Source organism: Phyllobacterium myrsinacearum (genome assembly GCF_002980555.1).
Taxonomy (GTDB): domain Bacteria; phylum Pseudomonadota; class Alphaproteobacteria; order Rhizobiales; family Rhizobiaceae; genus Phyllobacterium; species Phyllobacterium myrsinacearum.
The window spans coordinates 21,519-47,620 of sequence record NZ_PVBT01000003.1 but is presented as its reverse complement, the minus strand read 5'-3'; the positions used below and the strand labels follow the sequence as shown (position 1 = coordinate 47,620).

The 26,102-nt window shown below is 61.5% G+C and carries 29 protein-coding genes and 1 tRNA gene; 16 read left to right on the top strand and 14 right to left on the bottom strand.

Annotated elements, in window-relative coordinates; genetic code table 11:
• The first annotated feature begins 12 nt into the window (after positions 1-12).
• Positions 13-489, top strand: a complete 477-nt coding sequence (locus C5750_RS10910) for a GNAT family N-acetyltransferase (RefSeq protein WP_342588461.1) — start codon at positions 13-15, stop codon at positions 487-489.
• An 11-nt stretch (positions 490-500) separates the two neighbouring features.
• Here C5750_RS10910 and C5750_RS10905 read toward each other — a convergent pair whose 3' ends face one another.
• The 4 genes from C5750_RS10905 to C5750_RS10890 all read right to left on the bottom strand — a co-directional run bounded on the left by C5750_RS10905 (position 501) and on the right by C5750_RS10890 (position 4,047).
• Positions 501-1,772 carry a multidrug efflux MFS transporter gene (locus C5750_RS10905; RefSeq protein WP_105733943.1) on the bottom strand — a complete coding sequence of 424 codons (1,272 nt, stop codon included), beginning with the start codon at positions 1,770-1,772 and terminating at the stop codon, positions 501-503.
• A 203-nt stretch (positions 1,773-1,975) separates the two neighbouring features.
• Positions 1,976-2,653 carry a lysoplasmalogenase gene (locus tag C5750_RS10900; RefSeq protein WP_105733942.1) on the bottom strand — a complete coding sequence of 226 codons (678 nt, stop codon included), beginning with the start codon at positions 2,651-2,653 and terminating at the stop codon, positions 1,976-1,978.
• Between the two features lie 28 nt (positions 2,654-2,681).
• Positions 2,682-3,614 carry a sterol desaturase family protein gene (locus C5750_RS10895; protein ID WP_105733941.1) on the bottom strand — a complete coding sequence of 311 codons (933 nt, stop codon included), beginning with the start codon at positions 3,612-3,614 and terminating at the stop codon, positions 2,682-2,684.
• Entirely contained in the window at positions 3,592-4,047 is a 456-nt protein-coding gene (locus C5750_RS10890; RefSeq protein ID WP_105733940.1) for a hypothetical protein, read from the bottom strand. The genes C5750_RS10895 and C5750_RS10890 overlap by 23 nt, the downstream gene beginning before the upstream one ends.
• A 274-nt stretch (positions 4,048-4,321) precedes the next feature.
• Between C5750_RS10890 and C5750_RS10885 the strand changes: the two genes are divergently transcribed.
• Positions 4,322-5,089, top strand: a complete 768-nt coding sequence (locus C5750_RS10885) for a sulfotransferase family protein (RefSeq protein WP_105733939.1) — start codon at positions 4,322-4,324, stop codon at positions 5,087-5,089.
• Positions 5,090-5,114: 25 nt separating this feature from the next.
• Here the strand turns inward: C5750_RS10885 and C5750_RS10880 are convergent.
• Positions 5,115-5,205, bottom strand: a tRNA-Ser gene (locus tag C5750_RS10880).
• Between the two features lie 371 nt (positions 5,206-5,576).
• On the opposite strand from C5750_RS10880, the gene C5750_RS10875 reads away from it, so the two are divergent.
• From C5750_RS10875 to C5750_RS10865, 3 genes are all read left to right on the top strand, one after another.
• Positions 5,577-5,900, top strand: a complete 324-nt coding sequence (locus tag C5750_RS10875; RefSeq protein ID WP_105734583.1) for a hypothetical protein — start codon at positions 5,577-5,579, stop codon at positions 5,898-5,900.
• 237 nt (positions 5,901-6,137) lie between these two features.
• Positions 6,138-7,136 (top strand): BMP family lipoprotein, encoded by a 999-nt coding sequence (locus C5750_RS10870; protein ID WP_105733938.1) that lies wholly within the window; start codon positions 6,138-6,140, stop codon positions 7,134-7,136.
• 132 nt (positions 7,137-7,268) lie between these two features.
• Entirely contained in the window at positions 7,269-7,904 is a 636-nt protein-coding gene (locus tag C5750_RS10865; protein ID WP_105733937.1) for a LysE family translocator, read from the top strand.
• Here the strand turns inward: C5750_RS10865 and C5750_RS10860 are convergent, their stop codons facing one another.
• The 3 genes from C5750_RS10860 to C5750_RS10850 are packed head-to-tail and all read right to left on the bottom strand — an operon-like array spanning position 7,905 to position 9,758.
• On the bottom strand, positions 7,905-8,360 hold the full coding sequence (locus C5750_RS10860) for a GNAT family N-acetyltransferase (RefSeq protein ID WP_105733936.1): 456 nt from the start codon (positions 8,358-8,360) through the stop codon (positions 7,905-7,907). It lies immediately after the preceding gene.
• 4 nt (positions 8,361-8,364) lie between these two features.
• A complete protein-coding gene (locus C5750_RS10855; RefSeq protein WP_105733935.1) occupies positions 8,365-8,574 on the bottom strand; it encodes a SlyX family protein in 210 nt (69 codons plus the stop codon).
• An 11-nt stretch (positions 8,575-8,585) separates the two neighbouring features.
• Positions 8,586-9,758, bottom strand: coding sequence for an iron-containing alcohol dehydrogenase (locus tag C5750_RS10850; RefSeq protein ID WP_105734582.1), 1,173 nt, complete (start codon positions 9,756-9,758; stop codon positions 8,586-8,588).
• A gap of 209 nt (positions 9,759-9,967) precedes the next feature.
• On the opposite strand from C5750_RS10850, the gene C5750_RS10845 reads away from it, so the two are divergent.
• From C5750_RS10845 to deoA, 7 genes are read left to right on the top strand one after another with little or no spacing between them, the layout of a single operon-like run.
• The gene (locus C5750_RS10845) at positions 9,968-11,500 is read left to right on the top strand and encodes an ABC transporter ATP-binding protein (RefSeq protein WP_105733934.1); all 1,533 of its coding nucleotides are present in this window, start codon (positions 9,968-9,970) and stop codon (positions 11,498-11,500) included.
• Entirely contained in the window at positions 11,497-12,051 is a 555-nt protein-coding gene (locus C5750_RS10840; protein ID WP_105733933.1) for a cysteine hydrolase family protein, read from the top strand. The genes C5750_RS10845 and C5750_RS10840 overlap by 4 nt, the downstream gene beginning before the upstream one ends.
• Positions 12,048-13,193, top strand: coding sequence for an ABC transporter permease (locus tag C5750_RS10835; protein WP_105733932.1), 1,146 nt, complete (start codon positions 12,048-12,050; stop codon positions 13,191-13,193). Before C5750_RS10840 ends, C5750_RS10835 begins: the two co-directional genes overlap by 4 nt.
• On the top strand, positions 13,193-14,164 hold the full coding sequence (locus C5750_RS10830; protein WP_105733931.1) for an ABC transporter permease: 972 nt from the start codon (positions 13,193-13,195) through the stop codon (positions 14,162-14,164). The genes C5750_RS10835 and C5750_RS10830 overlap by 1 nt, the downstream gene beginning before the upstream one ends.
• A gap of 1 nt (position 14,165) precedes the next feature.
• Entirely contained in the window at positions 14,166-14,573 is a 408-nt protein-coding gene (locus tag C5750_RS10825; protein WP_105733930.1) for a cytidine deaminase, read from the top strand.
• Positions 14,570-15,370 carry a purine-nucleoside phosphorylase gene (locus C5750_RS10820; protein ID WP_105733929.1) on the top strand — a complete coding sequence of 267 codons (801 nt, stop codon included), beginning with the start codon at positions 14,570-14,572 and terminating at the stop codon, positions 15,368-15,370. Before C5750_RS10825 ends, C5750_RS10820 begins: the two co-directional genes overlap by 4 nt.
• Before the next feature lie 6 nt (positions 15,371-15,376).
• The gene (deoA, locus tag C5750_RS10815; protein ID WP_105734581.1) at positions 15,377-16,690 is read left to right on the top strand and encodes a thymidine phosphorylase; all 1,314 of its coding nucleotides are present in this window, start codon (positions 15,377-15,379) and stop codon (positions 16,688-16,690) included.
• A 3-nt stretch (positions 16,691-16,693) separates the two neighbouring features.
• Here deoA and upp read toward each other — a convergent pair whose 3' ends face one another.
• Together upp and C5750_RS10805 are read right to left on the bottom strand one after the other, a co-directional pair.
• Positions 16,694-17,320, bottom strand: a complete 627-nt coding sequence (gene upp, locus C5750_RS10810; RefSeq protein ID WP_105733928.1) for a uracil phosphoribosyltransferase — start codon at positions 17,318-17,320, stop codon at positions 16,694-16,696.
• 30 nt (positions 17,321-17,350) lie between these two features.
• Complete coding sequence (locus C5750_RS10805) at positions 17,351-18,370, bottom strand: adenosine deaminase (protein ID WP_105733927.1); 1,020 nt, start codon at positions 18,368-18,370, stop codon at positions 17,351-17,353.
• Positions 18,371-18,486: 116 nt separating this feature from the next.
• On the opposite strand from C5750_RS10805, the gene ubiE reads away from it, so the two are divergent.
• From ubiE to C5750_RS10785, 4 genes are all read left to right on the top strand, one after another.
• On the top strand, positions 18,487-19,263 hold the full coding sequence (ubiE, locus tag C5750_RS10800) for a bifunctional demethylmenaquinone methyltransferase/2-methoxy-6-polyprenyl-1,4-benzoquinol methylase UbiE (protein ID WP_105733926.1): 777 nt from the start codon (positions 18,487-18,489) through the stop codon (positions 19,261-19,263).
• 8 nt (positions 19,264-19,271) lie between these two features.
• The gene (gene ubiB, locus C5750_RS10795) at positions 19,272-20,849 is read left to right on the top strand and encodes a 2-polyprenylphenol 6-hydroxylase (protein ID WP_105733925.1); all 1,578 of its coding nucleotides are present in this window, start codon (positions 19,272-19,274) and stop codon (positions 20,847-20,849) included.
• Positions 20,850-20,917: 68 nt separating this feature from the next.
• Positions 20,918-22,312 (top strand): bifunctional phosphopantothenoylcysteine decarboxylase/phosphopantothenate--cysteine ligase CoaBC, encoded by a 1,395-nt coding sequence (gene coaBC, locus C5750_RS10790; protein WP_245421082.1) that lies wholly within the window; start codon positions 20,918-20,920, stop codon positions 22,310-22,312.
• Positions 22,313-22,417: 105 nt separating this feature from the next.
• On the top strand, positions 22,418-22,948 hold the full coding sequence (locus tag C5750_RS10785) for a GNAT family N-acetyltransferase (protein ID WP_105733924.1): 531 nt from the start codon (positions 22,418-22,420) through the stop codon (positions 22,946-22,948).
• 19 nt (positions 22,949-22,967) lie between these two features.
• On the opposite strand, the gene C5750_RS10780 is transcribed toward C5750_RS10785, so the two are convergent.
• The 4 genes from C5750_RS10780 to C5750_RS10765 all read right to left on the bottom strand — a co-directional run bounded on the left by C5750_RS10780 (position 22,968) and on the right by C5750_RS10765 (position 26,071).
• Complete coding sequence (locus C5750_RS10780) at positions 22,968-23,333, bottom strand: hypothetical protein (protein WP_105733923.1); 366 nt, start codon at positions 23,331-23,333, stop codon at positions 22,968-22,970.
• Between the two features lie 53 nt (positions 23,334-23,386).
• Positions 23,387-23,932 (bottom strand): SRPBCC family protein, encoded by a 546-nt coding sequence (locus C5750_RS10775; RefSeq protein ID WP_105733922.1) that lies wholly within the window; start codon positions 23,930-23,932, stop codon positions 23,387-23,389.
• 4 nt (positions 23,933-23,936) lie between these two features.
• A complete protein-coding gene (locus C5750_RS10770) occupies positions 23,937-24,335 on the bottom strand; it encodes an ArsR/SmtB family transcription factor (protein WP_105733921.1) in 399 nt (132 codons plus the stop codon).
• Between the two features lie 146 nt (positions 24,336-24,481).
• Positions 24,482-26,071: a peptide chain release factor 3 gene (locus tag C5750_RS10765; RefSeq protein ID WP_105733920.1), complete on the bottom strand. Its 1,590-nt coding sequence runs from the start codon at positions 26,069-26,071 to the stop codon at positions 24,482-24,484.
• Positions 26,072-26,102: the final 31 nt, after the last annotated feature.

Genomic DNA, 26,102 nt, shown 5'->3' with positions numbered 1-26,102 from the left:
AGGAATGCGGGATTGATCAAAGTCAGTTTGTCCAATCCGTCGGATCACCTGCAGCTTGCGGCCCTGTTTGAGGAAATGCAGGCGCATTACAACGTGCCCTGTCCGCCGCGCGCGGAAATACTGCGCGGATTGCGCGACATGCCTGACGGGACGGAAATCCTGGTTGCCGGCACGGATGAGCTCGTTGGCTTTGCCGCGTTTTCGTCGATCTATCCGGGACCGGGTCTGCAATCCGGCCTGTTTCTCAAGGAGCTGTTTGTTTCGAAGGCGCACCGCAGCAGCGGCGCCGGAACATCGCTGATGCAGGCGCTGGCCAAGCTGGCCCTCGAACGGGGCTACAAGCGCGTCGACTGGACCGCCGATCGCAACAATCCGAAAGTCCTGGCCTTTTACAATGGTTTCAACGCGTCTGCGCTGCAGGACAAGCTTTTCTACCGGATGGACGGCGATGCGCTCGCCGCCGCGGCGGCAAAAGCCGGTAATGTGTAAGCGTTGATTTACTAAGGCTGCCGTGGCCGCACCAGCCAGCAATAGGCCGAACCAAGGGCCAGCAGCACGCAGGTCGCCAGAAACACGGCGCGCATGCCGAAATGCCCGCCGATAAAACCGCCCGCCAGGGGGCCGACCACCTGTCCCGCATATTGCGATGAGGTCGAATAGCCCAGGATGCCGCCAGCGACGCGGTCCGGGACATTGTGCCGGATGACGCTGGTGATGCAGGGCAGGAGGCCGCCAAGCGCCAGCCCCATCAGAAAGCGCAGTCCGATCAGCTGCCAGCCCTCGGTCACGAAGGCCTGCGGTATCAGCAGCAGCGCCGACACGGCGAGGGCCGCGATGATGACGTTCCAATGGCCGATCCGGTCAGCCAGCTTGCCCAGCCGCGACGCCGACAGGATGCTGCCGAGCGCTGCAGCCGACATGACGATGCCGGAGACGATGGTCACCTTGCTGGTGTCGCTGACCAGCTGGGCCACATAGACCGTGATGATCGGTTCGATCGACATGTTGGCCAACATCAGCAGCAGACCGGTCGCCAGCATGGCGATGACCGGCCGCTTGTCGGGAATGGCGGACCAGCCGCCCGTCACCTTGGCGCCCTTGCTTTTTGCCGGGCGCCGCTCCTCCTTGATGAAAAGACTGGTGGCGATAAAGGTCAGGAAAATCACGCCGCCCGCCAGCCAGAAAGTCTGGCGGATGCCGATCAGGGGCGGCAGGCCGCCGCCAATCAGCGGACCCACCAGATTGCCCGCCATGATGCCCGATGACAGCGTGCCGAGCGCCCAGCCGGTGCGCGCCTTTGGCGTCTGGGTCGCCACCAGCACGGTGGAGCCGGAGGCATAGCCGCCGAGCAGCCCGGCAGCAAGGCGCAGGGCCACGAGCTGCCACACATCCGTCGCCATGCCGATCAGCGACATGGCGACGGCCATGCCGAGGCTTGCGCGAATGAGCATCAGCTTGCGGCCATAGAGATCGGCCAGCCGGCCCCAGAGCGGCGCGACGAGGGCTGCGGTGAAAAAGGTGGCGCCATAGGCCACGCCGGACCATTGCACGATTGCCGCGTGCTCCTTCACGCCCAGCTGTTCGACATAGAGCGGCAGGAAGGGCAGGAGCAGTGTCATGGCCACGATCGTCGTGAACGATCCGATGAGGCAGACGACAAGGTTCTGGCGCCAGTAGCGCGATTCGGTCCCGGCTTCATCTGTAATGGCCGGAGCGGGCGCAGCGGTCACGGTTGTGCCGTCGGTGCCATGCTGTTGATCAATTGTATTCATGGAAACATGTTATCGCGGCAGGGGGACTGCCGTGCCTCTCAACGCGTGCGAGTGCCGAATTCCGTCGCACTGTTTCACTGGAGGCGGTCAATAGCAATCGCTCAACCGGTTCGAAGTGGCAACAAGTCGCAATGCTTCGCAGGGCGCCGCCTATTCCCGTTGATCGCCGCGCCCGGCGCGGCATTGGGCGAAATGGCCGCGGCTCACGCTTCAGATGATGAGACCGACCGGGCAATGAACCATTGTGCGGCATAATAGGTTCCCAGCACCCAGAGCGGTCCCAGCGGAATGGCGAAGCGGAATTTCCCATAGGCCAGCAGCGTGTCACTGGCCAGAAACAGCACGCCGCCCATCCCCGCCAGCCGGGCCGGGGCTGTTGCAAGATATTGTGCCCGGCTGATGGCCTGGGCGCCCATCACGGCCAGAACCGCCGCATAGACCGTGACGGGAAGCGTCAGTTCGGACGGCAGGCTTGTCCACAGCCCCCAGACGATGGCCAGCGCCACAAGGGCGCAGGCAGCAAAGGTGAGGGGCACGGCGCCAAGGCGGACATCGCCCGTCAGTGCGATGATATAGGCGCAGTGCGTGATAAGAAAACAGATCAGCCCGGCGACGAACAGGTCCTGCGGCAGCATCAGGAAAATATCGCCGCACAGCGAAAGGACCAGACCCGCCGCAATCGCCCATTGATAGCGCTTCGAAACCGGGTTGGCCGTTTGCACGACGATGATGAGCAGCAGCGCCGTCGCCAGTGGCTTGCTGACATAGTGCAGCCAGCGCCCGTCCGCGCCAAGCAGCGCGCTGGCGATGGCTGCCACGGCCGCAATCGCGAACAGTCTGTGCAGCGCTGTCCGGATGGCCGGTTGTGTTTTGGGTGTCATTGCATCCCCGCAAGGTTTCAGTGGTTTGTCACAGTTTGGGCAGCCCGGCCTTGCCTGCTTCCCCGGGATGCCGCCTGACATAGTCCGCTTTCAGGTCTTCCGAAGTTCTGCGGCTGCCGTCATGGCTCCAGCCCGGCGGTGCCGCCATATAGAGCAGCCGCTCGCGCAAGGTCAGGTCCGGCGAGAAAACGTCCTTGAGCATGCCGGCCCATTCGTGGAAAGCCACGCGCACCGGGTTGAACGTGCCGATATTCCTGACGATTCCATAATGCGGGACATCTTCATCCAGCTCTTCGACGAATGTCCCGAACATGCGGTCCCAGATGATCAGGGTACCGGCAAAGTTGGCATCGAGATAGCGCGGGTTGGTGGCGTGATGCACGCGATGATGCGACGGGGTGTTGAAGATGAATTCGAACGGCCGCCACATCTTGCCGATGGCTTCGGTATGGATCCAGAACTGGTAGACGAGATTGAACCCGTAGACGAAGGCGATCACGGCGGGGTGGAATCCGAGCAGCACCATCGGCACCTGCAGGATGAACATGCCGGTTATCTGGCCGGTCCAGGATTGGCGCAGGGCCGTGGAAAGATTGTAATGCTGGCTGGAGTGATGGTTGACATGCTCCGCCCAGACCCAGCGCACGCGGTGGGCAATGCGATGATAACAGTAATAGCGCAGGTCGTCGAAGACGAACGCCGCAATGAACACCCACCAGTGCAGGCCGAGATCGAAGAAGCGGAACTGCCAGACCCACATCAGGGCTGTCACCGAAACGAAACCCAGAAGCAGTCCGGCGGCGACATTGCCCGTACCCATCAGCAGGCTGGTCAATGTATCGCGCGTCTCGAAGTCGCCCTTGCGGTGCCAGTAGCGAATGGCCGCAAGTTCAATAAGGATGGCAATGATATAGAACGGGACGGCCAGTTTCGTGACGTCAAAGAACATGGGCGCGTTCATGGGTGATCCCTTCGGCAGAATTCGCAGAAGCCTGAAGCCAGGCCCGAACGATACTCCGGTCCGTTTCGCTGGCAAATGAAAATGTCTGGCGCGGCCAGGTGATGTCATGCCACCGCACTTTGAGCGCGCGATCGCCGGCCGGCTCTGCGCTTGCAACATCGGATGCGGAAATACAGCGGGTCAGGAACTTGTTGCCGATACCGTGCACGATGCCGGTCCGGTGCATGGCGAGTTCGAAAAAGGCCGTCCGCCGGTCGTGCGTATAGACAATCGGCCCGATGCGGCTCTCGGGGAAATCGACAAGGAAGATTGATCGGGTCTCGCCGTCATCGGCAAGCTGCGGCCGCTCACTGCCGCCAGCCAGGTGCACGGCGAGAACGCCGACTGAAATACCGACAACGATCATGCCGATCAGTGCTGGCAAACCAAGCAATGCACGCCTCCCCGCAATGCCGCCCCGTGTCGAATCGCACGGCCGTCTGTTCTCCCGCACGCACCTTTCCACAGTGCAGATCAATGCACAATCATGCACCCAATCACGGCGTTTGCGGCATCCTCCGGTTGGAATTCTCCATGGATATACTGTTCAAAAGTAAGTGATAACAGGCCATATCGCGTATTTCCTGCGATGCACCGCATGCCGTCTCTTGACGGAAATAGTAATATACAAGACTATAAATGATATTGGGGTGGTGAAGCAGGGGTATATGGGGGACGATTCAAAATTTAGTCCAGTGATAATCTGTGGGTGCAAGAGAAGTGGTACTACAGCGCTTGTTCGAATATTGAACGAGAACGGTATTACTATTTCCAATGAATGGGCTCTATTCGCCTGGAGCGCATGGCAGCATGAATTTTCACTTTCCGATTGGCTGTATAACAAGCATCTGGAAGTTGAAAACACGGAATGGCTTCAGCACTGGAATTATCGAATGAAGCTTTCGGGCGATGAGGCTGAGCGCGGCTTTCCCGCCGCGCTTCACGCGGTTTATGGCAGCAAGCCGCGCTGGAAATGGGGCGACAAATGGCCCGATTACGTGTTTCACATGCGGGAAATCAAAGAGCATTTCCCCAATGCCAAGGTGATCTATATCTACAGGGACGGCCGCGATGTCGTGGCGAGCATGCTGCGCAAGAGCATGGCCGATGACGTCAACCATGGCTTCGAACAGTGGATCAGCGCCATCGAGGCGTGGCGGTCCTGGGAAAATGAGGTCGATCACATCGCCGTAAAGCAGGAGGATTTGCTTCACTACCCCGCGGAAGTCGGCGCCTATATCGCGCGGTATTGCGGCATACGGCTGGCGAGTGCCGATCATGCGCGGCATGTTGTTCTCGGTGCTGACGGTGTGTCGAAGGACGACTATGTCGGGGAAAACCGGTTTGCGCATATGGGGGCTTACACCGCTCTGTTTTCCGATGACGATGTCCCGCCGGCGGCAAGGCAGCTGCTGGCATCCCTCGGTTATGTCTGATGGGCCGGTGTGAAAGGAAGGGAACTGGCGGAGAGAGCGGGATTCGAACCCGCGTTACGCTTTTGACGTAAACACACTTTCCAGGCGTGCGCCTTCAACCACTCGGCCACCTCTCCGCAATTCGTCCGGCATGGGGCCGGTCGGGTTGGTCATTCTCAGCCGGAAAACCCGGCTCAGGAGCACCGTCAACCATCGGTCACTCAGTCTTTGGAGTTTGCGCGAGTCACTTGAAGATGGTTAGCCAACAACGACCCCGTGCGGCGCGCACTATAGTCAGAACAGGCTCTTGTTCAACACCTATTTCAACATAAATGCGCTTTGGCATAATTTCATTCCCTTGTCACTGAAATTGCTGGGAATTTTCAGGGAAACTTCATCGTTCGGGCTCAAAATGCCGGCAAGTTTGCATTCAACCGGTAAGCGTTCCACGCTAGAATACCGTTTTCCCGGCGCCGGATGGCCCCGGCCGATGACTTTGGAGAGAGACGTGATCCGACCTGTATTGAGGCTTTTCGCCTATATTGCGCTTGCCATGGCAATCATCGCTGCGGTTCTTGATGCGGCGCGGTCCGTGGGTGCCTCACATCTGGTCACCACTCCCTTGCAGGAAAGCTGGCAATCCCTCTCCGCCCCGTCCCTTGGCGCCGTCGAGACCTATTTCAAGGCCCATCTCTATGCCGCCCTGTGGGACCCGCTGACGCTGTGGGTTCTTGCAACGCCCACCTTTATCGTTTTCGCCGTCCTGGCCCTGCTTCTCTACACGCTCGGCTACCGGCGCCAGAATCGCGCCGGGCGTTTTGCCGCGCGGTGAGGCCTGGTCCTGCGGAAATGCGCCGTTCCATAGGCGAAGCCTGCATAAGATACTGATAGAAATAGGTTATTTTGCGATATTTGACCGGGAGGCAAAATTCCGCGTGAATTTTGCCGTGAGCCGTGCAAGATTGCTTTCGGGGCGGCTGTGACGGGATGGGCCGCAACACAGTCCGGAACCGGCCGGAACCGGCAGAATGCCGGTCCTGCTCAACAAAATCCAGAGGGTTGGTATCAAATGAAGCGTATTGTTCTTGGTCTGCTGGCTGCTACAGCCATGTCCGTTTCGGCCTATGCCGCGGACAATAAACCTGCCTTGATTTTCGATCTCGGCGGCAAATTCGACAAATCCTTCAACGAGGCGGCGTTTCATGGCGCAGAAAAATACACCAAGGAATCCGGTGTAAAATTCCGCGAGTTCGAAATCCAGAATGAAGCCCAGCGCGAACAGGCTCTGCGCAAGTTTGCCACCGATGGCAACTCGCCGATCGTGATCGCCGGTTTCTCCGCCGCTGCGGCCATTGAAAAGGTCTCGACGGAGTTTCCGGATACGAAATTCGTCATCATCGATGCGGTGGTCGACAAGCCAAACGTGCGGTCGGTTGTCTTCAACGACAATGAAGGTTCCTATCTCGTTGGCGTTATCGCCGCCAAGGCCTCCAAGAGCGGCACGGTGAGCTTTGTCGGCGGCATGGATGTTCCCCTGATCCGCAACTTCGCCTGCGGCTATGTCGGCGGTGTGAAGGCGACAAATCCGGCTGCCAAGGTCATCCAGAACATGACAGGCGACACGCCTGCCGCCTGGAACGACCCTGCAAAGGGTGGTGAAATCGCCAAATCGCAGATGGACCAGGGGTCTGATGTGATCTTCGCGGCGGCTGGCGGCACCGGTATCGGTGTGCTGCAGGCGGCTGCCGATGCGAACAAGCTCGGTATCGGCGTCGATTCCAACCAGAACGGCCTGCATCCGGGCAAGGTTCTGACCTCGATGATGAAGCGCGTCGATGTGGCCACCTACAACGCGTTCAAGGACGGCGCGGACGGCAAGTTCACCGCCGGCGTCAATGTTCTCGGCGTCAAGGAAGGCGGCGTCGACTATGCCGCCGACGAAAACAACGCCAAGTTGCTGACCGACGATGTCAAGAAGGCTGTCGAGGCGGCAAAGGCCGATATCATTTCGGGCAAGGTCAAGGTTCACAACTACAACACGGACAATGCCTGCCCCTACAAGGGCTGATTTTTCTCCGGTCTGACGAGCCGCCGGTTGCAAGACCGGCGGCTTTGTCTTGGGTGCCGGGGCTGCTTGTTTTATCCATGAAACATGAGAATATGCCACTCCGCGTCACTGACGCGCGCTGGAGATTTTCCCATGTCTGCGATCGCCGTTTTCTTCTCTATTCTAGGGGTTCTGCTGCTGGGCGCGATGAGCCCCGGTCCGAGCTTCGTCCTGGTTTCCCGCATTGCCATCACCTCGCCGCGCCTGCACGGGCTTGCGGCCGCCCTTGGCATGGGCATCGGCGGGACGATCTTCAGCTGCCTTGCGGTTCTGGGGCTGACGGCCCTGCTGATGCAGGTCGAGTGGCTTTACCTGATCCTGAAAGTCGCCGGCGGCGCCTATCTGGTCTACGTCGCCATCCGCATCTGGAACAGTGCGGCCGAACCCCTGGCCCTGCCGGGAACCGGCGGGCACATGTCGCTGGCCCGGTCGTTTTCCTTTGCACTGATGACCCAGCTGAGCAATCCCAAGACGGCCATCGTCTATGCCAGTCTTTTTGCCGCGCTGCTGCCCGCCAATGCCCCGCTCTGGCTGCTGCTGGCGCTGCCGCCCATGGTCTTCATCATTGAAACGGGCTGGTACACATTCGTCGCCACCATGTTCTCGACGGCGCGCGCCCGCGCGACCTATGCCGGGTTCAAGGCATGGATCGACCGCGGCGCCGGGGCCGTCATGGGGGCGCTGGGCATGAAGCTGATCGTCGAGGCGTTCAAGACGCACAGGATTTGATCAGAGGACGCGATTGAGGATCGCCATTCCCGCGTTCTCGCCGGCCAGCGCCTCGTGGTGTTCCCAGCCTGCGGCACGATAATAGTCCGGCTTGTCCGTGTAGAGATAAAGCTCCGGATGGCCCTGGTTGCGGGCGGCATTTTCCGCTGCCGCAATCAACTGCTTGCCGATGCCTTTGCTGCGGAAAGGCGGAGCGACATACAGGCTGGCGAGCCAGGGTGCCAGATGCGCATGGCTCTCAAGATCATTGTCGATCAGCAGCACGAGGCCGGACGGAATACCGGCATGCAGGGCGACGAATGCTTTTTGCCGGCTGTCCGGGGCAAGGAACGCCATGAACGCGTCCACGGTCTCCTGCATTGTCCGTCCGGCTTCCTGTCCCCATTCGTGAAAATTCCAGCGGGCGCAGACCGGGACCAGTTCTGGGCGATTCTCCAGGGGTTCGACAGTAATCATCAGCTTACCAGTGGGGCGGTTTGGTCACCGGAATGTCCGGTGTTGTTTGTTCTTCCAGAACAAGGAAACGGTCGGTCAAGGCATCAAGCTTGCGGCGCATGGCTTCAATCACCGTCCATTGTTCGGCGATCTGGGCGGAAAGCTCTTCAATGGTTTTTTCCTGTTCCGTCACCAGGATTTCAAGGCTGGTGACACGGTCCGTATCAGCGGTCATTTCTCTCTCCGTTACCAGGCCGTTCTGTAGATCGCCAGGGCATCGGCCTCGGTCACATCCCGCGGGTTGTTGACGAGAAGCCGCCCCTGTTTCATGGCATCGGCTGCCATCACAGGCAGGTCGCCCTCGCCAATGCCGACATCGCGCAGCCGCGTCTGCAGCCCCAGCTTGGCCGAGAGGCCGGCCAGGCGGTCGATAAACCTGCCGCAGACAAGCTCTACGCCTCCCGACACATCGATACCGGCGAATGCATGGGGCGCCAATGCAGCATAGTGTGTTGCGGCTCCATTCATCGAATCGGCCGCGTTGTACCGCAGCACATGGGGCAAAACCAAGGCATTGGACAGGCCGTGCGGCACATGGAAGGTTCCGCCGATGGGGTAGGCAAGGGCATGGACGGCGGCAACGGGGGAGTTGGCAAAGGCCTGTCCGGCCAGCATGGAACCGAGCAGCATGGCCGAACGCGCCGCCTTGTCCCGGCCCTGGAAAACCGCCGTTTCGATGTTGGCCCCAAGCAGCCGCAAGGCCTCGACAGCCAGCGCCCGGGAGAGCGGATTGTTGTTGGCGTTCTTCGAGGCATAGGCCTCGATGGCATGCACCATGGCGTCGATGCCTGTCGCCGCCGTCACGTGCGGCGGAAGGCCGAGGGTGAGATCCGGGTCAAGCAGCGCCACATCGGGCAGGATGAGCGGGGACGAGACGCCGCGTTTTTCATTGTTGCCGACAGTGATGATGGAGACCGGGGTCACCTCGGAGCCGGTTCCCGCGGTGGTGGGAACGAGCGTCAATTTCAGGCGCGGCCCCCTGGCATTTCCCACCCCCCAGGCATCGTCGAGATTTTCATGCGAGCCTGCAAGCAAGGCGGCAAGCTTGGCCACATCCAGCGAAGAGCCGCCGCCAAAGCCGAGAACATGGTTCACACTGTTCTCCCGGGCTGCTTCCACCGCATTGAGCAGTGTATCGAGCGACGGATCGGCTTCCACCTCGCCGAACACCGTGATATCGGCTCCGGCGGCCTGCAGGCTCGCAATGGCCGGTTGCGCCAGTCCGAGGGCCAGAATGGTTGCATCCGTGACGATGAGCAGGCGGTCCTTGGGGGTTATGCGCAGGTGCGCGGCGATATCGCCGCTGGCGCCCGCCGCAAAGACGATGCGCGGGGTGGTGTGAAAGGCAAAGGGAGCGATGATGTCGGTCATGCCGGGAGATTGCCAGAGCAGGGGCGGGCTTGTCGAGGCCTGCGCTGGAGCGGGAAACATGCAATTCTTGACTAAAAAGTAAAAAATCCGGTGAAAGAGCAATCGGGGACCGAACGGAACCGGTTCCATTTGATTTTTCTTTGCTCTAGGGTCAAAAGTTCGGAACGATAAAAAGCTGATCAACAGCGGATGGGGACATGGCAGAACCGGCGATTGAACTTGTTGGAATTGATAAGCGGTTTGGTGCAGTTCACGCCAACCGTGACATTCATTTGCGCGTCGAAAAAGGCACTATTCACGGCATTATCGGGGAAAATGGCGCTGGCAAGTCCACGCTCATGTCCATTCTCTACGGGTTTTATCAGGCCGATAATGGCGAAATCCGCATCAATGGCGCGCCGGTCAGGATCAGCGATCCCAATGCCGCCATCGGGCTGGGCATCGGCATGGTGCATCAGCATTTCATGCTGGTTGAAAATTTCACCGTGCTTGAAAATGTCATGCTTGGCGTCGAGGGCGCGCCGCTGCTGAAGCGCGGCATTGCCAAGGCCCGCGCCGAGCTGAAGCGGCTGGAACAGGAATACCAGCTGGATGTCGATCCCGATGCACTGATCGAGGAACTGCCGGTCGGTCTGCAGCAGCGCGTTGAAATTCTCAAAGCCCTGTATCGCGGCGCTGATATTCTCGTGCTTGACGAGCCCACCGGCGTTCTGACACCCGCCGAAGCCGACCATCTGTTCCGTATTCTGGAGCAGCTCAAGGCGCAGGGCAAAACCATCGTCCTCATCACCCACAAACTGCGCGAGATCATGGCTGTCACCGACAATGTTTCGGTCATGCGCCAGGGCGCGGTCGTGGCAACGCGCAAGACAGCGGAGACGACGGTCGAGGAACTGGCTGAACTGATGGTCGGACGCCGTGTGCTCCTGCGCGTGCAGAAAGGCGAAGCCAAGCCGGGGGAGGTCAAGCTCTCGGTGGAAAATCTCACGGTGCGCGACAGCCGCGGCGTGGTCATGGTCGATAATGCATCCTTCACCGTCCGTGCCGGCGAAATCGTCGGCATTGCCGGGGTGGCGGGCAATGGCCAGTCGCAGCTGATCGAGACGGTCGCCGGCATTCGCACGGCGGTGTCCGGCCGCGTGCTCCTGGACGGACAGGTCATCGATATCACGGGTGCGGCCGATCCGGGCGAATTGCGCGATCGCGGCCTTGCCCACGTGCCCGAAGACCGGCATCACATGGGGCTGGTCCTGGCCTTCGAGGAATATGAGAATTCCATTCTCGGCTACCACGACGATCCGCTCTATCTGAACGGGCCATTCCTCGATATCGACGCCATCAAGGCCGATGCGCGCAAGAAGATCGAGAAATACGATATCCGCCCGAGCGATCCGCGGCTGAAGACGGCGAATTTTTCCGGCGGCAACCAGCAGAAGATCGTTCTGGCCCGCGAAATCGAGCGTGATCCGGGCGTGCTGATCATCGGTCAGCCAACGCGCGGCGTCGATGTCGGCGCGATTGAATTCATCCACAAGCGGATCATCGAGATGCGCGATGCCGGCAAGGCCGTGCTCCTCGTTTCGGTTGAGCTGGATGAAATCCGCTCCCTGTCCGACCGCATTCTGGTGATGTTCGCCGGACGGATCGTCGGTGAGCGCGACGCGGATGCGAGCGAAGGCGAACTGGGTCTTCTGATGGCCGGTGTTGAAAATCAGGAGGCGGCGGAATGACCACCACCCAGGCACTTCTCGTCATCGATGTGCAGAATGCCATTGACGATGCCAAATGGGGCCGACGCGGCCAGCCGAAGGCCGAGGCGCAGATTGCCCGCCTGCTCGGCGCATGGCGGGAGCGCCGTCTGCCGGTCGTCCATATCAAGCACGATTCGACCGATCCGGCATCGCCCTACCGCCCCGGCACCACGGGCAATGATTTCAAGCCCGAGGTGGCGCCGCAGATCGGCGAGCCCGTGGTCGACAAGCGCACCAACAATGCCTTCATCGGCACGGACCTGATGGACGTGCTGGACGAATTGCAGGTGCACAGTCTTGTGGTGACGGGCGTGCTTCTTGAAAACTCCGTCGATGCCACTGTCCGCATGGCGGCCAATCTCGGCTTTGAGGTGATTGTGCCTGAAGATGCCGTCGCCAGCATCGATCGCACCGATCATCGCGGCAAGAGCTGGAGCGCGGAAGATGTTCACGCGCTGGCGCTGTCCATTCTTGATGGCGAATATGCCAAAATCTCCACCTCCGACGCCATCATTGAGGCCCTGCCATGAGCCAGCCCTTTGCCAAACTGCCTGCCTGGGCTGATTATGGCCTGCTGCCGCTGATCAATCTGATCGTGGCCTTTTTTGTTGCGGGCCTCGTCGTTCTGCTTGTCGGCGAAAGCCCGATCGACGCCGCCGTCCTGATGGTCAAGGGCGCCTTCGGCTCCGGCGATGGTGTCGGCTATACGCTGTATTATGCGACGAACTTCATTTTCACCGGCCTGTGTGTCGCCGTGGCGTTCCATTGCGGCCTGTTCAACATCGGCGGTGAGGGGCAGGCCTATATTGGCGGTCTCGGCGTCGCGGTGATCGGCCTTGGCCTCGGCAATATCCTGCCCTGGTGGATCACCTTTCCGCTGGCCATCATTGCCTCGGGTCTGGTCGGTGCGCTCTGGGCGCTCATTCCGGCATGGCTGCAGGCCAAGCGCGGTTCGCACGTGGTCATCACCACGATCATGTTCAACTTCATTGCCGCCAGCATCATGGTCTATCTGCTGGTGGGCTATCTCAAGGCGTCGGGCACGCAGGCGCCGGAAACCCGTGTCTTCGGCGATGGCGGGCAATTGCCGGGCCTCGGCTGGATGCTCAGCCTGATCGGGCTGAACATGCGCTCCGCGCCGCTCAACATCAGCTTCCTCCTGGCGCTGGTTGCCGCCTTCCTTGTCTGGGTGCTCATCTGGCGCACCAAGCTCGGCTATGAAATCCGCACCATGGGCTACAGCCCCAAGGCCGCCCGCTACGCCGGTATCGGCGAGGTCAGGATCATCGTCATCACCATGATGATATCGGGTGCGCTGGCCGGCATGATGGCACTGAACCCGATCATGGGGGCGCAGCACCGCGTGCAGCTTGATTTTGTCGCCGGTGCCGGTTTCGTCGGCATTGCCGTGGCGCTGATGGGGCGCTCGCACCCGGCGGGCATCGTTCTCGCCGCCATCCTGTTCGGCATGCTCTATCAGGGCGGCGCGGAAATCGCCTTCGACATGCCCAATATTTCCCGCGACATGATCGTCATCATCCAGGGGCTGGTGATCCTGTTTGCCGGCGCACTGGAGCACATGTTCCGTCCGACCCTGTTGCGCGTCCTGCAGCGGCTCGCCCGCACGAAGCGCCAGTCCACACCGGCCGTCGCCGCCGAGGGAGGCCAATAATGGATATGTTCACCGTCGTCCTGCAGGTTCTCGATTCGACGATCCGCCTCTCCGTGCCGCTGCTGCTGGCCTGTCTTGCCGGGCTCTATTCCGAGCGTGCGGGTATCTTCGATATCGGTCTGGAGGGCAAAATGCTGGCGGGGGCCTTTGCGGCGGGCGCCGCGGCCACCTATTCCGGCTCGGCCTATGCCGGACTTCTTGCGGCCATCGCGGTGTCCGTTGCGCTGGGGCTGGTGCATGGCTTTGCCTCCATCACCCATCGCGGCAACCAGATCGTTTCGGGCGTCGCCATCAACTTCATTGCCGCCGGGACCACCGTCATTCTCGGCCAGGCCTGGTTCCAGCAGGGCGGGCGCACACCATCGCTGCCCAACGCCGCGCGCTTCAACCCGATCGATCTGCCGGGCGTGGAAACACTGAGCGGCATCCCCGTCATCGGCGCGATCTATTCCGAGCTGGTTTCCGGCCATTCCGTGCTGGTCTATCTCGCCTTCCTGCTGGTGCCGTTCACCTGGTGGGTGCTGTACCGGACGCGCTTCGGCCTGCGCCTGCGCGCCGTCGGCGAAAACCCGGCGGCGGTCGACACAGCAGGTATTTCCGTGCCGTGGCTGCGCTACCGCGCGGTGATCTGCTGCGGCTTGCTCTGCGGCATCGCCGGTGCCTATCTTGCAACCGCGCAAGGGGCGGGTTTCGTCAAGGACATGACGGCGGGCAAGGGCTATATCGCGCTCGCCGCCCTGATCTTCGCCAAGTGGCGGCCGGTCCATGCCATGTTTGCCTGCCTGCTGTTCGGTTTCCTCGATGCCATTGCCATCCGCATGCAGGGGCATCCCGTGCCACTCATCGGCGAGGTTCCCGTGCAACTGATGCAGGCCTTGCCCTATATTCTCACCATCGTGCTGCTGGCCGGTTTCATCGGCAAGGCAATTCCGCCCAAGGCGGGTGGTGTGGCCTATGTGAAAGAGCGATAGAATGAATACAGACCTGTTCGATGCCGCCTTTGCCGCCATGCAGAAAGCCCATGCACCCTATTCGCAGTTCCCCGTGGGCGCTGCCGTGCGCACCAGTGACGGGCGGATTTATGCCGGCTGCAACATCGAAGTCATTTCCTATCCGGAGGGATGGTGCGCCGAAACCACCACCCTGTCGCACTTCGTCATGGGTGGCGGTGGCACAATCACGGATATTCTAGTGGTTGCAGAAAAGAAGGCGAAATGCACGCCCTGCGGCGGCTGCCGCCAGCGGCTGGCGGAGTTCGCCGGTCCTGAAACGCGCCTGCACCTGTGCGACAATGATGGCATTGTCGAAACGCTGACGATGAAAGAGATTTTCCCCTACGGCTTTGAAGCGGAAGTTCTGGGAAAAGGAAGTGCCGCATGATTGCGCCTGCCACCGGAGCGCTCATCCACAAGTTGCAGGGTCTGGCGCCGCGCGTTGCGCTTGTCCTCGGGTCGGGTCTGGGTTCCCTCGTGGATGCGGTCGACAATGCCATCCGCATTCCCTATGCCGATCTGCCGGGTTTTCCGCACAGCGGCGTCTCCGGCCATGCCGGGGAAGTGGTCGCCGGCTATCTCTCCGGCAAGCCGGTGCTGATGCTGGCGGGCCGCGCCCATTACTATGAAAAGGGCGATGCCGCGGTCATGCGCCCGGTCATGGCGGCGCTGGCCGACCTTGGCATCGAAATGCTGATCCTGACCAATGCGGCGGGCTCGGTGCGCCACGATCTTGCGCCGGGCAGTGTCATGCTGATTGATGATCACATCAACTATTCCGGGCTCAATCCCCTGATCGGCGAAGCCTCTGATCAGCGCTTTGTCGGCATGACAGCCGCCTATGACAGAAAGCTCAAGGACGCCTTTGTCATTGCTGCCGCCGAGGTGGGCGAGAAGCTGCCGATGGGCGTCTATATGTGGTTCTCCGGCCCCTCGTTCGAAACACCGGCGGAGATCCGCATGGCACGCACGCTCGGCGCCGATGCGGTTGGCATGTCGACGGTGCCCGAAGTCATTCTCGCCCGCTTCTTCGGCCTGCGCGTTGCCGCCTGTTCGGTCATCACCAATTACGGGGCAGGCATGACGGGAGCGGAACTCTCGCATGAGGAAACCAAGGATGTCGCGCCGAAGGGCGGTGCGCGCCTGCAGACAATCATCCGGGCGCTGGTCCGGGAGATAGGCTAGATCATGCTGCTGCCGCAGGAAATCATCCGCCGCAAACGCGATGGACATGCGCTGGATGCGGCGGATATCACCGCCTTCGTCAATGCCATGAGCTCGGGCGCCATCACCGAAGGGCAGGTTGCCGCCTTTGCCATGGCGGTGTTCTTCAACGGCATGAAGCGCGATGAAGCGGTCGCCCTGACGCTCGCCATGCGCGATTCCGGCGATATTCTCGATTGGTCCGATCTGCCGGGCCCGGCTGTCGACAAGCATTCGACCGGCGGTGTCGGTGACAATGTCTCGTTGATGCTGGCGCCCATTGCCGCCGCGTGCGGGGCCTATGTGCCGATGATTTCCGGGCGCGGCCTTGGCCATACCGGCGGCACGCTCGACAAGATGGATTCGATCCCCGGCTACCGCAGCCAGCCGGACAATGCGCTGTTCCGCAAGGTCGTGCATGAGGTCGGTTGCGCCATCATCGGCCAGACCGCCAATCTCGCACCGGCCGACAAGCGCTTCTATTCGATCCGCGATGTCACAGCCACGGTCGAATCGATCCCGCTGATCACCGCGTCCATCTTGTCGAAAAAACTGTCGGCCGGGCTCAACGCGCTGGTGCTCGATGTGAAATCGGGCAATGGCGCATTCATGGCGCGCAGCCGCGATGCCGTGGCCCTGGCCGAAAGCATTGTCGCGGTGGCAAGCGGCGCGGGGCTGGCCACCACCGCTTTGCTGACCGACATGAACGAGCCGCTGGCGCTTGCCGCAGGCAACGCCGTGGAGGTGCTGAATGCCGTGGATTTCCTGACTGGCGATCTCCGGGATGCCCGCCTTGAAGCGGTGACGCTGGCTTTGGTTGCCGAAATGCTGGTTTCGGCAAAACTTGCTGCCAGTCCCAAGGCCGCCGCCGATATGGCGCGGGAAGCCCTGAATTCCGGCAAGGCCGCGGAGGTCTTTGGCCGCATGGTGGCCGGGCTTGGCGGCCCTGCGGATTTCGTCTCCCGCGCCCGCCATTATCTGCCGGTTGCCCCGGTGACGCTGGAAGTGAAAACGCCGCAGGCAGGCTATGTCGCGTCGGTGGACACACGGGCGGTTGGTGTCGCCGTTGTCACGCTGGGCGGCGGGCGCATCCGCCCGCAGGACCCGGTTGACCACGCGGTGGGCATCACGGCGCTGCAGCCGGTCGGTGCGCTGATGGAAACGGGTGATCCGATTGCCCTTGTGCATGCGCGCAGCCAGGGCGATGCCGAGGCGGCTGCCCGCGCCATTCTTGCCGCCTATGGCTTTTCCGGCCGCAAGCCGCGCACGGTCAATCCCGTGCTGCGCCGCATCGGCGGATGAACCCTATTTCGTGCCGTACATCCGGTCACCGGCATCGCCGAGACCCGGCATGATATAGCCTTTTTCATTCAGGTGGCTGTCGATGGCCGCCGTGAACACCGGCACATCCGGATGGGCCTTGGTGAAGCGCTCGATGCCCTCCGGTGCCGCAAGCAGGCAGAGGAAGCGGATATTGGTTGCGCCGCGATCCTTCAGCTTCTGGATTGCCGCGATGGCCGAATTGGCGGTCGCCAGCATCGGGTCGACAACGATGATCAGCCGGTTGACGATATCTTCGGGTGCCTTGAAGTAATATTCCACCGGCTGCAGCGTGTCGTGGTCGCGGTACAGGCCGATATGCGCCACACGCGCAGCGGGTACCAGATCGAGCATGCCTTCAAGCAGGCCATTGCCCGCGCGCAGGATCGAGGCGAAGACCAGCTTCTTGCCTTCGAGCACCGGCGCATCCATTTCCATCATCGGCGTCTGGATGCGGATGGTGGTCAGTTCGAGATCGCGCGTGACCTCGTAGCACAGCAGCAGCGATATTTCCTTGAGCAGCCGCCGGAATCCCGCCGTGGATGTATCCTTGTCGCGCATGATGGTGAGCTTGTGCTGGACAAGCGGATGGGAAACGATCGTAACGCCCATGGAGAACTCCTACTCGAATTTTCCCCGACCTTAGCTGCTCGCAACCGATCCCGCAAAGTCCGCATCCCCTGCACGCACAGTTTTGTCGGCGTCGAGGCGCTCAATCAGGGTGTTTCGGGTGGTTTCATCCACATAAGCTGCCTTGAGGGCTGTCCGCGTGATCTCTGCCAGGGCGCCGTCGTCACAGCCGAAAAACGCGGCGGCGATATCGTACTCCCGCGCAAGGTCCGTGTGGAAATAGGGCGGGTCGTCGGAATTGAGCGTGACCGGCACCCCGGCCCTGGCCAGTGCCGGAAAAGGATGGGACGGGAAATCGGCGTAGACCTGCAGCGAAATATTGGAGCCGGGGCAGCATTCCAGAAGGATTTGCTCTTCCGCCAGCCGCCGCACCAGATCGGGATTCTCGATGGCGCGCACCCCATGGCCGATGCGGGACGGCCTGATCGTGTCGAGCGCATTGGCCACGCTTTCCCAGCCGGAAAGTTCGCCCGCATGCACCGTGATGCCGAGGCCGGCGTCGCGGGCCACATCGAAAGCCCGGGCAAAATCCCTGGGGTGGTGCATGCGTTCATCACCGGCCATGCCGAACCCGGTCACCAGCGGATGCGGGTTTTCGGCGATGTATCGTGCCGCTTCCATGACCGCATCCGGCCCCTTGTGGCGCAGGCCCGTGGCGATCATGCGTGATTCGATGCCGGTGGCCGCCTTGGCGCGCCGCATGCCTTCCGCCAGCCCTTCTATGTAGGCGCGCGGCGAAAGTCCCGCGCTGATGGCATGGTCGGTGGAGATGAACACTTCCGAATAGATCGCGTCCTGCGCGCTGAGCGCCAACAGGTAATCCTCGGTCAGGTCAGCATAATCCTCCTGCGTGCGGAACAGCGCCGAGGCCTGATCATAGGCGCGCAGGAAGGAGGTGAAATCGTGCCAGACAAATCTGCCGTCAACGATAAAGGCGGAAACATCGGCGCCATACTTGGCGGCTTTTCGCGCAACGAGGGCGGGAGAGGCGGCACCTTCGACGTGGCAATGCAGTTCGGCCTTCAACACCATGGGCGGTCTCCATTCGACAAAATGTGCAGCGCGTCGCTTCATCGCGCAACAGACAATAGCCTTCTGCGTTTCAATCTTCTATGCTCCGCCCGCAAAAGAGATCAGCAGGTAGCACAATGAGCCAGCAACGCACCGGTGCCCATGGCGGCATGGAAACATCCTTCGGTTTTCAGGATGTCGGCGACGGAGAAAAGCAGACACGCGTCAACGACGTGTTTCATCGCGTCGCCAAGCGCTACGATGTGATGAACGATCTGATGTCCGGCGGCCTGCACCGCGTCTGGAAAGATTCGATGATTGCCTGGCTTGCGCCGTCCAAGACGTCGAACTGGAAGACACTCGATGTCGCCGGCGGTACGGGCGATATCGCCTTCCGCATCGTCGAGGCCTCCAATCGCAATGCCCATGCCACCGTGCTCGACATCAACGGCTCGATGCTGGGTGTCGGCCGCGACCGCGCGGCGAAAAAGGGCCTTGCCGACAATACCGAGTTTGTCGAAGCCAATGCCGAGGAACTGCCATTCGAGAATGCCAGCTTCGACGCCTATACCATCGCCTTCGGCATCCGCAATGTACCGCATATCGACCGCGCCCTGGCGGAAGCCTATCGCGTGCTGAAGCCGGGCGGACGCTTCCTCTGCCTGGAATTTTCCGAGGTGGAATTGCCGGTTCTCGACAAGATTTACGACGCCTGGTCATTCAATGCGATTCCGAAAATCGGCAAGGCGGTCACGGGGGATGCGGATTCCTACCAGTATCTGGTGGAATCCATCCGCAAATTCCCCCGCCAGGCGGATTTCGCCGAGATGATCCGCACGGCAGGTTTCGAGCGGGTGAGCTGGCGCAACTTTACCGGCGGTATCGCTGCCCTGCATTCCGGCTGGAAATTGTGACGTTCTGAATGAGTAAGTTTACCGCAACATTTCGCCTGATCCGGGCTGGATGGATCATGACGCGCGAAGGCGTTATTTCCGCACTGCCCGCCGAAGGCCTGAGCGGCCTTCCCGCATTCGGCCACCGCATCGCCGGGCTACTGGCAAGGCGGCGCGCCCGCACGGCCCGCCGCTCCGAGCGCATGTCGCGCGCCATCAACAAGCTCGGGCCATCCTATGTCAAGCTGGGCCAGTTCCTGGCAACGCGGCCCGATGTCGTCGGCACTGAAGTGGCCGACGATCTGGCGCTGTTGCAGGATCAGCTGGATTTCTTCCCGATGGAAGCGTCGGTCAAGGCCATCGAGGGATCGCTCGGCCGTCCCGTCGGCGATCTCTATGTCAATCTCGGCGAACCCATTGCTGCGGCATCCATCGCCCAGGTCCATCCAGCCTATGTCAGGACGGGCGGCGAGGACCGCAAGGTTGCCGTCAAGGTTGTCCGTCCGGGTGTGCGCCAGCGCTTCAACAATGATCTGGAAAGCTTCTTCCTCGTGGCAAAGTGGCAGGAGCGCTACGTGCCTGCCACGCGCCGCCTGCGTCCGATCGAAGTGACGCGCACTCTGGCGCAGACGACGCGCATCGAGATGGATCTGCGGCTGGAAGCCGCCGCGCTTTCGGAAATCGGCGAGAATACCAAGGACGATCCGGGGTTCCGCGTGCCGACTGTCGACTGGGAGCGCACCGGGCGCGATGTGCTCACGCTCGAATGGATCGACGGCATCAAGATGTCGGATATCGATGGCCTGCGCGCCGCTGGCCACAATCTTGTCGGCCTTGCCGAAACACTGATCCAGTCCTTCCTGCGTCACACATTGCGGGATGGGTTCTTTCATGCCGACATGCACCCCGGCAACATGTTCGTCGATGATCGCGGGCATATTGTTGCCGTGGATTTCGGCATCACCGGGCGGCTCGGCAAGAAGGAGCGGCGTTTCCTCGCCGAAATCCTCTACGGCTTCATCACGCGCGACTATGTCCGTGTCGCTGAGGTGCATTTCGAGGCGGGCTATGTGCCGCATCACCATGACGTGGCGAGTTTTGCCCAGGCCATCCGCGCCATTGGCGAGCCCATCCATGGCCAGCCCGCCGAAACCATTTCCATGGCCAAGCTGCTGACCCTGTTGTTCGAGGTCACCGAGCTTTTCGACATGGAGACCCGGCCGGAACTGGTCATGCTGCAAAAGACCATGGTGGTGGTGGAAGGCGTCTCCCGCACGCTCGATCCGCATTTCAACATGTGGAAAGCGTCCGAACCTGTCGTCGGCGACTGGATCCGCCGCAATCTCGGCCCGCAGGGAATTCTTGGCGATGCGCGCGAGGGTGTGGGTGCCCTGCTGCACCTCGCCCGTCAGGCGCCCGAACTGGTGGCGCGCGCTGACCGCCTGTCGAAGGAGATGGACCGGATGGCGGAGCAGGGCTTCCGCTTCGACGACGAGACGGCAAAGGCCATCGGCAAGGCGGAGGCGCGGCATACACGCTCTGGCCGTATTGCTCTCGGGGTGATTGCAGTTTGTCTGGTCGCCATCACTTATAAGCTTCTTTTTTGAGATTTTCTGCGCTAATATGATTGCAATGATTGCATTTTATGCAGTCTTTGTTCTCGGAGTGCAATCATATGGCCAGCATCACCATCCGCAATCTCGATGACGCAACCAAGGAAAAGCTGCGGCTGCGCGCCGCTGCCCATGGCCGGTCGATGGAGGAGGAAGTGCGCCTTCTCCTTGCAGCGCTGGATCTGCATGCCAGCCCTTCCATCACCCAGGTCCCGGCGCCCTCATCAGGACTGGCAGCCGGATCGCTCGGCGGACGGCATATTCTTCTCATCATCGGCGGCGGCATTGCCGCCTATAAATGTCTCGACCTCATCCGCCGCCTGCGCGAGCGCGGCGCGCATGTGCGCCCGGTGCTGACCAAGGCAGCGGAGGAGTTTGTCACGCCGCTGTCCGTCGGTGCATTGGCCGCAGACAAGGTTTTCACCGGCCTGTTCTCCCGTGAGGACGAGCACGATGTCGGGCATATCCGCCTGTCCCGCGAAGCGGATCTCATTGTCGTTGCCCCGGCAACGGCGGATCTGATGGCAAAAATGGCGGGCGGTCTGGCCAATGATCTCGCCTCGGCGGTGCTGCTGGCCACCGACAAGCCCGTGCTGATCGCCCCGGCCATGAATCCGAAAATGTGGGCGCATCCGGCAACCCGGCGCAACCGCACGACCCTTGCCAATGACGGCATCCGCTTTGTCGGGCCGAACAGCGGCGAGATGGCCGAAAGCGGCGAGGCGGGTGCCGGGCGCATGGCCGAACCGCTGGAGATCGTCGCCGCAATTGAAACGCTGCTGGATTCGAGACCAAAACCGCTTGCCGGCAAGACCATTGTCATGACCTCCGGCCCGACGCATGAGCCCATCGATCCCGTGCGCTATATCGCCAACCGTTCTTCCGGCAAACAGGGCCATGCCATCGCCGCTGCGCTGGCGCGGCTGGGTGCAACCGTGCATCTGGTCTCCGGGCCGGTGACCATTGCCGACCCCGAGGGCGTGTCGGTCACCCATGTGGAATCCGCCCGCGACATGCGCGATGCCGTGGAGCGGCTGCTGCCCGCCGATGCGGCGGTCATGGTTGCGGCGGTCGCCGACTGGCGTACGGCAAATGAGGCGGGCGAGAAGATCAAGAAGCAGCCGGGCGCGGCGGCGCCAGCCCTGCAGATGGTGGAAAATCCCGATATTCTTGCCGGGGTCGGGCACAGCAAACAGCGGCCGCGTCTTGTTGTGGGCTTCGCGGCGGAAACCCAGGACCTGCTCGCCAATGCGCGCAAGAAGCTCGACAAGAAAGGCGCCGACTGGATCGTTGCCAATGATGTCAGCCACACCACCGGCGTGATGGGCGGCGACCGCAATGCCGTGCGCATCGTCACGCGTTCCGGCGTCGAAGAATGGCCCGACATGAGCAAAGAGGAGGTGGCGGAGCGGTTGGCAGCCCGGATCGCCGCGGCGCTGCAGACGATCGAGGTCTGACGCGGCGCCACCCAAAGCGTAAGTATATGCTTACGTTAAAAGCCGTTTGACTTGATGCGCGATAATCTTCAGAAAAGCCATGTCATTGTTCAAGATGGAATCCCCATGACTGCTACGCCTATCGTTGAAACCGAACGCCTCATTCTGCGCGCGCACGGGCTGGAGGATTTTGAAGCCCTGCACAGCCTGTGGACGCAACCGGCGGTTTATGAATTCATTTCGGGCAAGCCGTCGACCCGCGAGGCGTCCTGGGGCCGGCTGCTCAAATATGCCGGTCTCTGGGCCCTGAACGGTTATGGGTTCTGGGCGGTCGAAGACAAGGCCACCGGCCGCTATGTCGGCGATATCGGCTTTGCCAATTTCCTGCGTGACATCGAGCCGCCCTTCGGCGACACGCCTGAAATGGGCTGGGTTCTCGCGCCGGAAATCCACGGCAAGGGCTATGCCAGTGAAGCGCTTGCGGCAGCCGCGGCATGGGGCGACGGTTTTTTCAGACAGGAGCGGGCCCTGTGCATCATCTCGCCGGAGAATGCCGCTTCCGTCCGGGTGGCGGAAAAGACCGGGTTTGCCCGGATTGGCGAGGTTGACTACACCGGGGAAACGGTCCTGCTGCTCGAGCGCAGGTTCAAGCGCTGACCGGGCACTAACCAGCTGCCTACCACCCCTCGCCCTTCTGCGATATGTGATGGACGATCTGGCAGGGACTGGTGATCCAGAAATCCCGGTGGCCTTCCGGCAGCGGCTCGATCTCATCGCAGCGGACGACGTCGGCAGCGTTCAGGTGAACTGCCGCCGCACCGGCATCGTCGGCGGCAATCTCCAGCCACAGCTCGGCCTGGCTCATGCCGGGCACCCGGTCGATCCACAACTGGTTCGAGCCGAAATGGAACCCGATATGCGGAGGGTGATTGTCGAGGGGCTTCAGGCCGATCACGTCGCGGTAGAAGGCAACCGTTGCCTCATACTGGTGGGGCGGAACTTTCATGGCGATGTTATGGTTGCCTTCATAGCGCGGTTTCATGCGAGGTCATCCTTCCGTGAATGCGGTGCGTTCGCGTTGACGCAGTAAAAATGTCATGCGGGCAGCGCCCTGTCATATTCTGCCTCGAGGTGCTCCAGCTTTGACCAGAAATCCGCGGTTTCAGCCCCGTTGAGCACGTTGATCAGCACGCTCAGATGCGTGTGCCAGCCGCTGGCGACGCTGACCATGGCGCCGTGATCGGCAAGGCGGCTGTGGGTGAGGGTCAGCAGCGTGTCACCGCCGGCCGCCTGCAACTCGAAGCTCACTTCCGATGCCGCGCCATTGCCCTCTTCCCAGGTGAAGGACAGGTATGCCGGCGGCTCGCACCGTATGACTTTCCCGACATTCCGGTGGCCTTCATATTTCCGGTATTTTTCCGGGGTGGGCGCGGTGGACAGTTCGGAATGGCGGAAGGTCAGTTCCACCGGCCCGCCGGCGTGGCCCGCCATCGGCCCTTTGGCGAGCCATTTGCCGCGCTTTTCCGAGTCGGTGAGATAGGCCCATACGCGCTCCACCGGGCCGGGGAGCAGCCGTTCGATGCGAACGGTGCGCGGTGCGGTGGCAATGCCAAGCTGGTCGTTTCCCTGATGCAGGCTCATTGTTCTACTCCTTGGTATCCGGTTTGGATTTGGGCACCTTGCGGGGCCCGTGTTTTGCCGTGTCGGCAAGCGCGCGGTCCTCCGCACGCAGAATGTCTTCCAGATCGTCGAGCCGCTCGTCCCAGAACTGCTCGTAATAGCGCAGCCATTCCTGCGCTTCGGCGAGGCGCACTGCCTGCAGGGCACAGATGTGGGTCCGGCCCTGCACGTGACGCCGCACCAGCCCCGCCGCCTCGAGCACCTTGATGTGCTTGGATGCGCCGGCCAGCGACATGTTGAACGGCGTCGCCAGCTCGCTGACGGTGCGTTCGTGGGTCGACAGGCGGTGCAGCATGGCTCTCCGTGTCGGGTCGGAGAGGGCATGGAAAACGGCGTCGAGTGTGGGGGTATCATATTCAACCATAAGGTTTAATATAGACGCGCAATTTCAATTGTCAACCATTTGGTTAAATAAATTTACAAGGCCGATCAGGGTAAAGCCGGTCCAATCCCCGCAGGCAGTCTGCAGGGACGTGGACGGCGGTCAGTCCGGCTAAAGAAAAATCTGGTTCAGGCGGCTTTTTCGCGCACCTGATAATCCTTGATCGCGGCAAAGCGGATGGCCTTCCAGCGCTCGGCCTCATAGGACAGCGAGAAGGAATTCTGCGCCAGGAACACCGGATCATTGTCGAGATCGTGGGCGATATCGGCCCGGTGCGCATTGATGAAGCGCTGCAGCTCCGCCGGATCATCGGCCGAGATCCAGCGTGCGATGGTGAAGCGCGCGGGCTCGAAGCCGACCGGCAAGGTGTACTCGACCTTCAGGCGTTCGGTCAGGACGTCGATCTGCAGGGCGCCGACCACGCCGACGATGGCGGGCGAACCGTCATCGGGCAGGAACAGCTGGACCACGCCTTCCTCCGCCATCTGCTGCAGCGCCTCGCGCAGTTTTTTCGCCTTCATCGCATCGTCGAGCCGTACGCGGCGCAGGATTTCCGGGGCAAAGTTCGGCACGCCGCGGAACAGGATGTCTTCGCCTTCCGTCAGCGTGTCGCCGATGCGCAAGGTGCCATGGTTGGGAATGCCCACCACATCGCCGGCCCAGGCCTCGTCGGCGATCTGGCGGCTGCGGGCGAAGAAGAATTGCGGCGCCGACAGGCTCATCGGCTTGCCGGTGCGCACCAGCTTGGCTTTCATGCCGCGCGACAGCTTGCCGGAACAGACGCGCAGGAAGGCGATGCGGTCGCGGTGGTTGGGGTCCATATTGGCCTGGATCTTGAAGACAAACCCGGTCATTTTGTCTTCGGTCGCTTCCACGCGGCGGATATCGGCATCCTGCGCGCGCGGGCTCGGTCCGAAATCGCAGAAGGCTTCGATCAGGTCGCGCACGCCATAATTGCGCAGCGCCGAGCCGAAATACACCGGCGTCATGTGGCCTTCGCGGAATGATTGCAGATCGAAGGGATTGCAGGCATCGCGCGCCAGCGTTACCTCGTCGATCCATGCCTGCCGTTCGTTTTCGGGCAGCAGGCCGGAGGCACCGGACGCGTCCGGTCCGTTGACCGGGGTCGGTGTTTCCTCTTCGTCGCGCCGCCGCACGGTATTGTCCTTAAGGTTGTAGGTGCCGGCAAAGCTCTTGCCGCGGCCGATCGGCCAGGTGATCGGCGCGGTGTCGAGCGCCAGCTTCTGTTCGATCTCGTCGAGGATTTCGTAGGGGTCGCGGCTTTCCCGGTCCATCTTGTTGACGAAGGTGACGATCGGGATATCGCGCATGCGGCAGACTTCGAAGAGCTTCAGCGTCCGCGCCTCGATACCCTTGGCGGCGTCGATGACCATGACGGCGCTGTCGACGGCGGTGAGCGTGCGGTAGGTGTCGTCGGCGAAGTCTTCGTGGCCGGGCGTATCCAGAAGGTTGAAGATGCAGTCCTTGTACTCGAAGGTCATCACCGAGGTGACGACCGAGATGCCGCGGTCCCGTTCGATGTTCATCCAGTCGGAGCGGGTCTGGATGCGGTCCTTCTTGGCCTTGACCTCGCCGGCGAGCTGGATGGCTCCGCCGAACAGCAGCAGCTTTTCAGTCAGCGTGGTTTTACCGGCGTCCGGGTGCGCGATGATCGCAAAGGTACGGCGTTTGGAAACGGGATGGTCGGCAGAAGACATGAAGCGGCTCAAATTTCGTAATCGTAGGGTT